Below are 13,820 nucleotides of genomic sequence, written 5' to 3'. Positions count from 1 at the left end.
ACTTGGTGTTGTACCTGCTTTTTTAGTCATTAAAGGGGACGCAGATGAAAAAAATTCTTTTGTTTCTGATTGTTATTCTTACCATCCTCCTGCCGACAACAACAGTTCATGCAAAAGAGGTAAGATATGACATTGCTTCCTACAAGGGGCACCTAATTATAAATGATGATGGCAATGGGACCTTCACCCAGGAAGTACTATATGTTTTTAATAGTGACTATAATGGACAATATGTGACACTTGGATATGCTGATCCTGTACCTAAAGGATTCATGATTTCGGAAAACCCTAGTGTTTCAGCAACCGTGAATGGTCAAGAAAAGAAAGATATTCAAGTGGAGGAAACAAATCTTTCTGACGGTGTAAAACTAAAAGTTTACAATTCGGGTTCCGATGGTGATAAGGTTCAGTTAAAAGTTACCTGGCAGATACAGAATATGTTGTCACTCTATTCAGATATTGCTGTTTTAAACTGGTTTCCTATCTCTGATTGGGATGAATCAATCAACCATGTTGACTTTGAAGTTGAAGGCCTAGATGCAAGTCATGGGGAGCTTTTTGCTCATACGGGCTATTTTGGAAAAACTCCCGATGTAGAGCGAACTTCAAACGGTTATCGTGTGCGGGTTGAAAACTTACCGTCGGGTGGTAAGCTAGAAATACATGCATATTGGCCTATGACGTCTGCGTTAAAAGATGGTCATTTGTCATATATCAGTGATGAGAAATATAGGGAAAAGTTTATAGAGAAGGAAGCATCTATTAGCAAGACAATGGCAGCCTATCAGAATGCTTTTTACAAGATTTTGCCTAAAGTGATGGTTGGTTTCTTTATTCTCGGCTCTTTCTTATTCTGGAGAGTTTTGAGATGGACTAAGGAGCCTTCCTTCCCATACGATGTACGAATATACGAAACTCCTCAAGATTTACCACCTTTAGTTTTAGCAAAAAGTATTTATAACCAATCATTTGATAAAACAGGACTTGGCGAAGAGAATGGACATTTAAAATTTAAGAACATGGTTCAAGCAGTAATTCTAGATCTTGTCGATAGAGGCTACATAGGCTATAGCCAAGAAAATGGTGTTCATACTCTGAGAAGAATTCCAAAGGAGGGCTTAGCAGACTACGAGTTTGATTTCCTTGAAATGTTGTTTGATGATCGTATAGAAATCACGGATCGCGAGATGTTCTCTAGATACTATCTTGACGAGAAAGGATTAAGAAAACAGTTTAACAACGCTAAGTCTAATTATGAAAGGAATTCTGTTCGTGAAGAAGGACAGCGTATCAGGAGGAAGTTTGTTCAAGATGGAAGAAGTGTAACTGAAGGTGTGAATCGAGAGATTGTCTCACTCGGTCTTCCTAACCTATATCGAGACTTTACCATTAAAGAAAATATGTTTATTACTTCAGGGAATGTGGTATTTGCTTTACTTTTTATTATTTCTACACTAGCAACAATATTTTTATTTGTGGGCCTTGGTTCTGGCCTAGGAGTTATTTATCTTTTGGTTTCGCTCTTTGTTGCTTTAGTTTGGTACTCTAATAGAAGATTTATTAAAAAAAGACGGAAGAAAACTTTAGACCCGTCACATATCGAAGAATATCGTCATTGGCAATATTTCGAAAGCATGCTCCGAAGTATTACATCTTTTAGGCAATCAGAACTCGAATCTGTTATCCTATGGAATCGTATCTTGGTTTATGCGACACTTTACGGACAAGCGAATAAAGTAAGTGATGTATTGAAACGATATAACATCCACCTCAGCAATCCATCTTTAGATGAGTTCACTCATTCTGCAACGCCATTTCTTCTTTTGAACAATGTTAGTCGCTTAGAATCCTATGTTTCGACTTCGAATACAGTAAGTAACTTTTCTATCAACTCAAACAGTGGTAGTGGAGGTCTAGGTGGCGGTGGCTTCTCTGGGGGCGGAGGAGGCGGCGGCGGTGGTGCCTTCTAAGACCCACCAATCCATCGTGGAATATTAGCATAAAAGGACATCCAGTTTACCAACTTGGGTGTCTTTGTTTAGCTTGAGGATTATCTGATTTAGCTCCTCTCATTTCATACGAGAATAATCCACTTGAAGCAGTACGTTTTAGTAAAAAAGAGAGAAAGAGGTTAAAGGGGCCAGCAAAATAGTAATCCAAGACTACAGGGAAAAATATTGGGATAATCAGAAAAATCACCAGTCTTACCATTAAGGCAAAGGTGAAAGGTATGAAGAAAGTCTCCAAAATGGTATGTCTTAGATTTTTGTAGGATTTGGCAGCTAGAAAGAGTACAAATGCAATAAAACCGGATTTTGGATACAAAATGCCCAAATAACTAGAGGCAAAAATTGCTATACCAGCTAAAATAATAATCCAGTATCTAAGCGGCCTTTGCGTGGTCACCTTGAAGATAATAATTTGAAGTATAAAAGCTATACATGCCGTAAGCCCGTTAATAATGGCATCACCCAATATAATAAAATACCCTATTTGAGTACGAGTAAAATCTATCCAATCATATCATAACGCTTTGAAAAAGAGCATACGAATTGCCTATAAGCGATAGGGATGTAAGGCTTTTCATTTTTTAAGCATATTTCTTGCTCATTGAGTTTTTTTAACCTATCCTAGATGTATAGAAAAATTTCGATAGAGGAGATCGATATGGTAAAACTTTCTAAAGAGACACATCTTGAGATGTTCACTAAAATGGAACGTATCCGTGAATTCGATTCACGTATTAATAAATTAGTTCGTCGTGGTTTTGTTCAAGGAATGACTCACTTTTCAGTTGGTGAGGAAGCAGCCAACGTTGGGGCTGTTCAACACTTGAGTTATGACGATATCTTCTTTTCAAATCACCGTGGTCACGGACAATCTATTGCTCAAGATATGGATTTGAATAAAATGATGGCAGAGCTTGCTGGTAAGGCAACAGGAGTTTCTAAGGGGCGTGGAGGTTCTATGCACTTGGCTGACTTTGAAAAAGGTAACTATGGTACTAACGGTATTGTTGGTGGTGGTTATGCTCTTGCCGTAGGTGCAGCTCTTACTCAACAGTACAAAGAAACTGGAAATATCGTTGTTGCCTTTTCAGGTGATGGCGCTACTAATGAAGGTTCATTCCATGAGTCAGTCAATATGGCGGCTACTTGGAAATTGCCTGTTATCTTCTTTATCATCAATAATCGTTATGGTATCTCAATGGATATTCATAGAGCTACCAACACTCCTCACTTGTATACACGTGCAGAAGCTTATGGTATTCCTGGATTCTACTGTGAAGATGGTAACGATGTAATGGCTGTATATGATACAATGGGTAAAGCTGTTGACCATGTTCGTGGTGGTAATGGTCCTGCTATTGTTGAAGTTGAATCATACCGTTGGTTTGGTCACTCTACAGCCGATGCGGGTGTTTACCGTACTAAGGAAGAAGTTGACGAGTGGAAGAACAATAACGACCCAATTATTAAATACCGTGACTATCTCGTTTCTGAAAATATCGCAAGCGCTGAAGAGTTGGATGCTATCCAAAGCCAAGTTAAAGCAGAGGTTGATGCAGCTTATGAGTTCGCCCAAAATAGCCCAGATCCAGAACTTTCAGTTGCCTTTGAAGATGTATGGGTAGACTAAAGAGAAAGGATGAGTAATACAAGTATGAGTGAAACAAAATTGATGGCCTTGCGTGAGGCAGTAAACCTTGCTATGAGCGAGGAAATGCGTAAAGACGAAAACATCTTCCTTATGGGTGAAGATGTTGGTATCTATGGTGGTGACTTCGGTACATCAGTTGGTATGTTGGCAGAGTTTGGTGAAAAACGTGTTAAAGATACGCCAATTTCAGAGGCAGCTATCGCTGGTGCAGCTGTTGGGTCTGCCATTACAGGTCTTCGTCCAATCGTTGACTTGACTTTCATGGACTTCATTACGATTGCCCTTGACGCTATCGTTAATAATGGTGCAAAAAACAACTACATGTTTGGTGGTGGTTTGAAGACTCCTGTAACTTTCCGTGTAGCCTCTGGTTCAGGGATTGGTTCTGCGGCACAACACTCACAATCTCTTGAGTCATGGTTGACTCACATTCCAGGGATTAAAGTGGTTGCTCCAGGTAATGCTAACGATGCTAAAGGTCTTTTGAAATCTGCTATTCAAGATAATAACATTGTTATTTTCATGGAACCAAAAGCACTTTACGGTAAGAAAGAGGAAGTGACACAAGACCCTGATTTCTACATTCCACTTGGAAAAGGTGAAATCAAGCGTGAAGGAACTGACCTTACTATTGTCACATATGGTCGTATGTTGGAACGTGTTCTTAAGGCGGCTGAAGAAGTGACTGAACAAGGTATTAATGTTGAGGTCGTTGACCCTCGTACTCTCGTTCCACTTGATAAAGAATTGATTTTTGAATCAGTCAAGAAGACTGGAAAACTTATGTTGGTCAATGACGCATATAAAACAGGTGGCTTCATCGGTGAGATTGCTGCTATGGTTACTGAAAGTGAAGCATTTGATTACCTCGACCACCCAATTGTACGTTTGGCAAGTGAAGATGTGCCTGTACCTTATGCGCGTGTCTTGGAACAAGCGGTTCTTCCAGATGTTGAAAAGATTAAGGCTGCTATTATCAAGATGGCCAATAAAGGAAACTAACTTTCTAGCGACGGTTAAGTGATATGTCTCGCTAGTAAAATGTGTTTCTTGTTTTAACTGTGAGAGTATCGGAAAATATAATTTAAAGTAGAAAGGAGAGGGCGTTAAAGCGTTTGAGTTGATTTGAACTCGGACGAAATGCTTCGGAATTTAGATAGTTTTACTTGCGTGCAAGCACACTAACATAAAACTACTAAAATTTTGTCGCATTTTAGCGTTCTTAGTATCATAAAATATGGCTTTTGAGATTATTATGCCAAAACTTGGTGTGGACATGCAGGAAGGCGAAATCATCGAGTGGAAGAAACAAGAGGGTGATGTGGTTAATGAGGGAGATATCCTTCTTGAAATCATGTCAGATAAAACGAACATGGAACTTGAAGCAGAAGATTCAGGTGTTCTTTTGAAGATTACCCGTCAGGCTGGTGAAACTGTACCAGTTACTGAGGTTATTGGTTATATTGGATCAGAAGGTGAAGTTGTGGCTGATAATGCTGCGAGCGCACCAGCTGCAGAAGCTGCCCTGCAAGTTGAAGAAGTTGCTACTGTGGAAGCAACTGTAGTAGCAGCACAAGCCCAAGCACCTGTCGTATACGAAGGTGGCAAAGTACGTGCAACACCTAAAGCACGTAAAGTAGCGCGTGAGTTGGGAATTGACATCGCTCAAGTTCCAGGAACTGGAGCAAAAGGTCGTGTTCATGTTGATGACGTTGAGAACTTTAAGGGTGCTCAACCTAAGGCAACTCCGTTGGCACGTAAGATTGCAGCGGACCTTGGTATTGATTTAGCTAGCGTATCTGGAACAGGCTTTGGCGGTAAGATTACTAAGGAAGACATCCTTGCAATCAGTGCCCCAGCCCAAGTTAAGGAAGCTACACGTGTGGTTGAAGCTAAGCCAGAAAAAGTCTTGCCAGAAGGTGTGGAAGTTATCCCAATGTCTGCTATGCGTAAGGCTATTTCGAAGGGAATGACTCACTCTTACTTAACTGCGCCAACCTTTACCCTTAACTACGATGTGGACATGACTAACCTTATGGCTCTTCGTAAGCAAGTCCTTGATCCAATCATGAATAAGACTGGCATGAAGGTGACCTTCACTGATTTGATTGGTTTGGCAGTTGTGCGTACCCTTATGAAAGAGGAACACCGTTACCTCAATGCATCCTTGATTGATGATGCGCAAAATATCGAATTACACAAATTTGTTAATCTCGGTATTGCCGTTGGTCTCGATGATGGCTTGATTGTACCAGTAGTTCATGGTGCAGATAAGATGAGTTTGTCTGACTTTGTGGTGGCCTCTAAGGATGTCATCAAAAAAGCTCAGGCTGGTAAATTGAAGGCGGCAGAAATGTCAGGTTCAACCTTCTCTATCACTAACTTGGGAATGTTCGGAACCAAGTCATTCAATCCAATCATTAATCAACCAAACTCAGCCATCCTTGGTGTTTCAGCAACTATTCAGACACCGGTTGTTGTTGATGGTGAAGTTGTCGTACGTCCAATCATGGGGTTATGCTTGACTATTGACCACCGTATTGTAGATGGTATGAATGGTGCAAAATTCATGGTTGATTTAAAACATTTGATTGAAAATCCAATGGAATTGTTGATTTAAGTAAAAAAATATCTGAAAACTGAAGTTTTAAAATAGAAAGGAGAGGGCGTTAAAGCGTTTGAGTTGATTTGAACTCGAACGAAATGCTTCGGAATTTAGATAGTTTTACTTGTGTGCAAGCACACTAACGTAAAACTCCTAAAATTCTGTCGCATTTTAGCGTTCTTAGTATCATAAAATATGGCTTTTGAGATTATTATGCCTAAGCTTGGTGTGGACATGCAGGAAGGTGAAATCATCGAGTGGAAGAAACAAGAGGGTGATGTGGTTAATGAGGGAGATATCCTTCTTGAAATTATGTCAGATAAAACGAACATGGAACTTGAAGCAGAAGATTCTGGTGTTCTTTTGAAGATTACTCGTCAGGCTGGTGAAACTGTACCAGTTACTGAGGTTATTGGTTATATTGGAGCAGAAGGTGAAGTTGTGGCTGACAACGCAGCTAGCGCACCTGTTGTAGAAGCAACTGCTCAGTTGGAATCAGCTGGTCTTGAAGTTCCTAAAGCTCCTGCCCAAACTGCTCCAGCAGCTGCTGCAGAAAAAGCACCACTTGCTGACAATGAGTACGATATTATCGTTGTTGGTGGTGGTCCTGCTGGATACTATTCTGCCATTCGTGGAGCACAACTTGGCGGCAAAGTTGCTATCGTTGAAAAATCAGAATTTGGTGGAACATGTTTGAATAAAGGATGTATTCCAACTAAGACCTACCTTAAAAATGCAGAAATCCTTGATGGGCTTAAGATTGCTGCAGGTCGTGGTATCAACCTAGCATCAACAAATTACACTATCGATATGGATAAAACGGTTGACTTTAAGAACTCTGTTGTTAAGACCCTTACAGGTGGTGTGCAAGGTCTCCTGAAGGCTAATAAGGTAACTATTTTCAATGGTCTTGGTCAAGTTAACCCCGATAAGACTGTTACTATTGGATCAGAAACAATCAAGGGACGTAATATCATCCTTGCAACTGGATCAAAAGTATCACGTATTAATATCCCTGGAATCGATTCACAACTTGTGATGACATCAGATGATATTCTTGACTTACGTGAATTGCCTAAATCACTTGCTGTTATGGGTGGTGGTGTTGTTGGTATCGAGCTTGGTCTTGTTTATGCTTCATACGGTGTAGAAGTAACTGTTGTTGAGATGGCTGACCGCATTATTCCAGCTATGGATAAAGAAGTGTCACTTGAACTTCAAAAAATCCTTGCTAAGAAGGGTATGAAGATCATGACATCTGTCGGAGTTTCTGAGATTGTAGAAGCTAACAACCAATTGACCCTTAAACTCAATAATGGTGAAGAGATTGTAGCTGATCGCGCCCTTCTTTCAATTGGTCGTGTTCCTCAGTTGGATGGTCTTGAAAATCTTAACCTTGAATTAGACCGTGGTCGTATCAAAGTGAATGCTTATCAAGAAACATCAATCCCTGGTATCTATGCACCGGGTGATGTAAACGGAACTAAGATGCTTGCTCACGCTGCTTACCGTATGGGTGAAGTTGCAGCTGAAAATGCTATGCGTGGCAATGTCCGTAAGGCTCACCTTGACTACACACCAGCTGCTGTATACACACACCCAGAAGTCGCAATGTGTGGTCTTACGGAAGAAGATGCACGCGCTAAATATGGTGATGTCCTCATTGGTAAATCAAGCTTTGCTGGTAATGGACGTGCTATTGCTTCAAACGAAGCTCAAGGTTTTGTTAAAGTCGTTGCAGATGCGAAGTACCATGAAATCCTTGGTGTTCATATCATTGGACCGGCTGCAGCTGAGTTGATTAACGAAGCATCAACTATTATGGAAAATGAACTGACTGTAGATGAGCTCTTGCAATCTATCCATGGTCACCCAACTTTCTCTGAAAATATGTATGAAGCTTTTGCTGACGTACTTGGAGAAGCTATCCATAACCCACCAAAACGTAAATAAGATAAATTAAATTCTCGGACAGATGTTCGGGAATTTTTTCAAATATTATCATTTGTATTTATTAAAAAATCGTTACGGATTTTCAATAGTTTTAGAGAAAAATACGAATAATAAGTTAAATAGTTTTCTATCAGGAAAGATAGTTTGTTTATGATTCTATAATATATCTATTTTATTTAGAAACTTTTTAATAATAACCTTTCCATGAGAGTTTTTCTGTGGTAAAATGGTTCAAGTATTACAAATGCAAAAGGAAAGTTAAATGCGAACGAAAGATTTTATCTACTATGCCAGCGCGGCTGTTCTCTTGTCTGTAACTACTCAGGTTGCTCAAGCAGATGAAGTGGCAACACAAGCACCTTCTATTGCTGAAGGAAACCACTATCAGCCTGCAACCGTAGCAGATGTTTTGGGTGGTGAAGCGTCACTTATTGAAACATCAAGCTCAACTGTTTCAGCCCCTGCCTCTACAGCTACTGCTAAGCAAAATTCGGAAGCGCCTACGTCTAGTGTGGCGGCTGTAACCTCAATTGCATCAACAAATGTAGCTAACTCAACAACGACTGTTACGTCTACATCAGTAGCAACTTCAAATGCTAGCTCTGAGAGTGTGACTTCTTCTGCACATTCAACGGCTTCTGAGGCTTCTAACAAGGTTGTTGCCAAGCCTGCTAAATTAACGAATTCTTCAGATGTCCCTTCGACAACTCTTAGGGTTCAGCCTAAGACTTTTATTGATGTTAGCAGCCACAATGGCGATATCAGTGTAGATGATTACCGTGCTCTTGCACGCCAAGGTGTGGGTGGCGTAGTCGTTAAATTGACTGAAGATACTTGGTACAATAATCCCAAAGCTCCATCACAGGTTCGCAATGCGCAAATCGCAGGCCTCCAAGTATCGACTTATCATTTTTCTCGATACACAACTGAGGAAGAAGCACGTGCAGAGGCTCGTTTCTATATCGAGGCAGCACAAAGACTTAACCTTCCAAAGAGCACTGTTATGGTTAACGATTTTGAAGATTCTAACATGCTTCCTAATATCAACCGTAACACTCAAGCATGGGTTAATGAAATGCGCAAGCATGGTTACAATAACTTGATGTTCTATACTAGTGCTAGTTGGTTGGATGAGAACAATCTAGGCTACCGTGGACCTGTTTCTACCTCTCAATTTGGTATTGAAAACTTCTGGGTTGCCCAATATCCATCAGCAAGACTTACGGCTACTAGTGCAAAGAATATGCGCTATAACGGTAAAACTGGTGCATGGCAGTTCTCAGCGACAGCTAATCTTTTGCCAGGCAAACATGTCTTCGATCAAAGTGTTGACTATACTGGACGTTTTACTGCTAATGTAGGCATTGAAACAGATCCAACTCAAGGTGATTTGAGTGGTGTTATCTCAATTGTCAATAACAACCCAATCTTAGGTAGCTTTGATGTTGTCATCTCTAATGTCAAAGCACCAAATGGTGTTGGAACAGTCTCTGTTCCAATTTGGTCAGAAATTAATGGCCAAGATGACATTATCTGGTATACTGCTGACCGTCAAAATAATGGAACTTACACAGTCAATGTTAAAGCTTCAGCCCATAAAAACTCAACAGGCCTTTATAATGTTCACCTTTATTATGTTCAAAAAGACGGACAATTGACGGGTGTTGGTGGAACAACTACTCAAGTCTTTATTGGTAAGACACCAGAGCAGTTGAAACCCAAAGCAAGTTTTGCTATTGAGAATAACAACGTCAATGCTGGTACTTTTGACGCCGTTATCACTAATATATCAGCTCCTCTAGGTGTTAAAGAAGTTTTAGTTCCATCGTGGAGTCTGGATGGTGGTCAGGACGACCTCATCTGGCATAAGGCGACTAAGCAAAGTGATGGTAGCTATCGTGTAACTATAAAGGCAAGTGAGCATAAGGGTAATACAGGGAATTACCGTGCAGATGCCTATATCGTAGACAACTCTAACAATCGACACTACATTTCTGAAAAAGTGGTGTCTGTTGATTATGCTCGACCAAGCGGTGTTCTTACGATTGAAAACAATAACACTGCAACAGGTACCTTTGATGCTGTTGTCCGTAATATTGTTGCACCTACTGGTTTGAAAGAGGTTCTTGTGCCATCGTGGAGTCTGAATGGTGGTCAAGATGACCTTATCTGGCATAAGGCGACTAAGCAAAGTGATGGTAGCTATCGTGTAACTATAAAGGCAAGTGAGCATAAGGGTAATAAAGGAAATTACCGTGCAGATGCCTATATCGTGGACAACTCTAACAATCGACACTACATTTCTGAAAAAGTGGTGTCTGTTGATTATGCTCGACCAAGCGGTGTTCTTACAATTGAAAACAATAACACTGCAACAGGCACCTTTGATGCTGTTGTCCGTAATATTGTTGCTCCTACAGGTTTGAAAGAGGTTCTTGTGCCATCGTGGAGTCTGGATGGTGGTCAGGACGACCTTATCTGGCATAAGGCAACTCGCCAAGCGGATGGCTCTTACCGTGTGACTATCAAAGCAACGGATCATAAGAATTCAACTGGTAAATACCGTGCCGATGCCTACATCGTAGATGACTCTAACAAACGTTTCTATCTCACTGAAAAAGTGGTAGAAGTTACTCAAACTCGCCCTAGCGCAAGTCTCGTTATTGAAAATAATAATGCTGATTTAGGTACTTTTGACGCTGTTATTCGCAATATCGTTGCACCAAATGGGGTTAAGGAAGTCTTAGTCCCATCATGGAGTTTAGTTAACGGACAAGATGATTTGGTTTGGCACAAAGCAAGTCGCCAATCTGATGGTAGTTATCGTGTAACAATCAAGTCTAGTGAGCATAAGAATTCACTAGGAAATTACCGTGCTGACCTTTATATCGTAGATAATGCCAACCAACGTCATTATATCACTGAAACAATTGTAGATGTAAAACATAATAAGCCAGTCGGCACTATTTCAGTAGTTAATAACAATAAAGACACTGGAACTTTTGATGTTATTATTAGTGATGTCTATAGTTCTAAAGGTGTTCGTGCTGTTCAAGTACCTATTTGGTCTGAAAAAGATGGTCAAGATGACATCCGTTGGTATGAAGCCACACGTCAAGCTAATGGCACTTATACGGTAAATGTTCAAGCTACTAACCACAAAAATTCAACAGGTTTGTACAATATTCATTTGTACTACATTTTAAATGATGGGTCACAAGTTGGTGTAGGAGGGACAACGACAACAGTTGAATTCCGTAATGCTAAGACTAAAACGCAAACCTATATCACTAATGTTAATTCAGAAGCAGGTAGTTTTACAGTTGTAGTTGATCAAGCGCCACAAGGACGTCAGATTAAGAATATTCATGTAGCTGTATGGTCAGAAAGTAACCAAGGAAACCTTTCTTGGTACAATACAGCACCTACTGGAACACATACTGAAATAAATGTATCGACTGTTAATCATAAGAATCTCATAGGTAACTATACGACTCATGTTTATGTAGACTATGTAGACAATACTGAAGACGGATTTAACCTTGGTGAGACAGCTCTTGCTCCACGTAATCGTCGTGTTGAGCCTCAGACGACTTATTATTCTCAACGTGATCCTCGTTGGGCTTCTAAGTGGTATGGTGTCAGCAATATGGATCAATCTGGCTGTGTTCCAACATCACTTGCCATGACTTTTACAGATATCTTGGGAACTGTCATTGCACCAACGACAGTTGCGGATTATTTGTATTACAATACAAATTCATTTAACAAAACATCAGTCGCTGGTACTGATGCAGATGGTATTGTATTAGCAAGTAAAAATTGGGGTCTGAAGAGCAACGTACTTTCAAGTATTGATAACATTGCCTCAGCTTTGATGTCAGGTCAACACGTTTTGGCGGCAGTAGGAGCAAGTCAATTTACCAATTATCCTTACACGCATGAAATCGTACTTCATGGCTATGATAATGGTAAAACATATGTTCGTGATCCATTTAACGCCAATAACAATGGATGGTATTCATTGGATTACATTCATGGTGTTCAGAGTAGAGATGCAATGGATACTAAGCTTGGTGCACCATTCTTCTCTGTCTTTGCTTAATCTATAAATCCGGCTCTTTTCTACCATTTGTCAAGTCGATCAAGGATTTAAGTAAAAAAGGGATAAGACAGTAGCTATTTCGAAGTTACTGTCTTATTTTTAAGCCTTTTTGATTCATAAATGGGCATGCTAAAAAAACACCTTATCTGGTATTTTTTGAAACAAGGTGTTACAATAATACGGCATAGACAGCCTTATCGATTTTGGGCCAAAGAGTAATCATATAACTCAAAGAACTCATCTACTCTTTTCTCCTGAAAGTGAAAAAGTAAAAGCTGGTAAAGAGTATAGTAGTTGGTGAGTTCTTCTGAGAAAATCAATGTCTTCTCAACAACTTCATGTGGTGCTAAAGTTTGGCGGAAAGTCTTTGAATAAAAAGAGTTGAGAGATAGTTTACGGCTGTCCTTTTGGAAAAGTCGCCAATGATTTTTCAAGGCTCGATAGGGTAGTGACTTCTTATCAAACTGGTTCATAATGGCAATTCTTGTCTTTAAAAAGGCTCGACCAAGGTGCTGGATGATGTGGAAACGATCAATAATGATTTCGGCATTTGGGAAAAGCCTTCGAGCTAGTGGCATATAGGCTCCAGACATATCCATCGTGATAAACCGTACCTTTTGACGTGCTTTCAAAGGATACTTCAAAAAGTAGTTTCGAATAGTGGTTTGACGGCGATTATCAAGGATGGTTATGAGTTCGTTTGTCTCATAATTCTGCGCCACAAAAGCCAAGTCACCTTTCTTGAACCCAAACTCATCCCAGGACATTATAGCTGGAAGTTTGTCATAATGTTTCTTGAAAGTGAACTGGTCAAGCTTACGATAGACAGTGGACGTTGACACACGAAGTCTTCTGGCAATATCAGTTAGTGACACCTTCTCAGTTAGGAGTTGTGTAACCTTTTGTCGGACTAGATTGGAGATTTGGCAGTTTTTCTCAACGATAGATGTCTCAGCCACCGTTACTCTCCTACAACTTTTACACTGGAAACGACGTTTTTTCAGACGTAGTAGAGTTGGCGTTCCAGCTTGCTCGAGAAGAGGGATTTTAGAGTTTTTTTGAAAGTCATATTTGATCATCTTTCCTTGGCAGTGAGGGCATGATGGTGCAGGATAATCAAGTTTTGCTTGAATCTCTATATGAGTGTCAGTTTCAAAAACAAGTGAAATAATGATATTTTGGTCTTTAATTCCGATTAATTCTGTGGTATTCTTAATAAGTCTCATAAGTTCTTCCTAATGATGGTTTTGTCGCTTTTCATTATAGTTCTTATGGGACTTTTTGTGTACACTCAAAAAGCTCTATAAGAACTATAGTGGTTTTACCCACTACAGAAATTATAGAGTAAGAATTCCTTGGTTTTGTATTATTTATAATCATTCTTATCTGCTCTTTAGAATAGTTCTTAAATAGCCTAAAACCGTTGACAGTGCTAGTTTCTTCTGTTAGTTTAGATATGTTCTCTTACATATGAGAGATCATTATTGACTTATCATC

The 13,820-nt window shown here is 39.9% G+C and carries 7 protein-coding genes and 1 pseudogene; 6 read left to right on the top strand and 2 right to left on the bottom strand.

Annotated features, from left to right (window positions below):
- The first annotated feature begins 44 nt into the window (after positions 1 to 44).
- Positions 45 to 1,970, top strand: coding sequence for a DUF2207 domain-containing protein (locus tag EL076_RS05050; RefSeq protein ID WP_126429502.1), 1,926 nt, complete (start codon positions 45 to 47; stop codon positions 1,968 to 1,970).
- A 46-nt stretch (positions 1,971 to 2,016) separates the two neighbouring features.
- On the opposite strand, the gene EL076_RS05045 is transcribed toward EL076_RS05050, so the two are convergent.
- Complete coding sequence (locus EL076_RS05045; RefSeq protein ID WP_232009618.1) at positions 2,017 to 2,475, bottom strand: hypothetical protein; 459 nt, start codon at positions 2,473 to 2,475, stop codon at positions 2,017 to 2,019.
- 192 nt (positions 2,476 to 2,667) lie between these two features.
- Between EL076_RS05045 and EL076_RS05040 the strand changes: the two genes are divergently transcribed.
- From EL076_RS05040 to EL076_RS05020, 5 genes are all read left to right on the top strand, one after another.
- Positions 2,668 to 3,639 carry a thiamine pyrophosphate-dependent dehydrogenase E1 component subunit alpha gene (locus EL076_RS05040; RefSeq protein ID WP_126429500.1) on the top strand — a complete coding sequence of 324 codons (972 nt, stop codon included), beginning with the start codon at positions 2,668 to 2,670 and terminating at the stop codon, positions 3,637 to 3,639.
- 24 nt (positions 3,640 to 3,663) lie between these two features.
- Positions 3,664 to 4,662, top strand: a complete 999-nt coding sequence (locus EL076_RS05035) for an alpha-ketoacid dehydrogenase subunit beta (RefSeq protein WP_003092853.1) — start codon at positions 3,664 to 3,666, stop codon at positions 4,660 to 4,662.
- Between the two features lie 235 nt (positions 4,663 to 4,897).
- Complete coding sequence (locus EL076_RS05030) at positions 4,898 to 6,280, top strand: dihydrolipoamide acetyltransferase (RefSeq protein ID WP_126429498.1); 1,383 nt, start codon at positions 4,898 to 4,900, stop codon at positions 6,278 to 6,280.
- A 180-nt stretch (positions 6,281 to 6,460) separates the two neighbouring features.
- A complete protein-coding gene (gene lpdA / locus EL076_RS05025) occupies positions 6,461 to 8,218 on the top strand; it encodes a dihydrolipoyl dehydrogenase (protein ID WP_126429496.1) in 1,758 nt (585 codons plus the stop codon).
- A 262-nt stretch (positions 8,219 to 8,480) separates the two neighbouring features.
- A complete protein-coding gene (locus EL076_RS05020) occupies positions 8,481 to 12,323 on the top strand; it encodes a GBS Bsp-like repeat-containing protein (protein ID WP_126429494.1) in 3,843 nt (1,280 codons plus the stop codon).
- Positions 12,324 to 12,526: 203 nt separating this feature from the next.
- Here EL076_RS05020 and EL076_RS05015 read toward each other — a convergent pair.
- Positions 12,527 to 13,549 (bottom strand): annotated as a pseudogene (locus EL076_RS05015) (ISL3 family transposase); the annotation flags it as partial.
- Positions 13,550 to 13,820 lie beyond the last annotated feature (271 nt).

Source organism: Streptococcus vestibularis, assembly GCF_900636445.1.
GTDB classification, from domain to species: Bacteria; Bacillota; Bacilli; order Lactobacillales; family Streptococcaceae; genus Streptococcus; species Streptococcus vestibularis.
The sequence above is the reverse complement of the archived record's forward strand: the minus strand, read 5'-3'. Positions and strand labels throughout refer to the sequence as shown.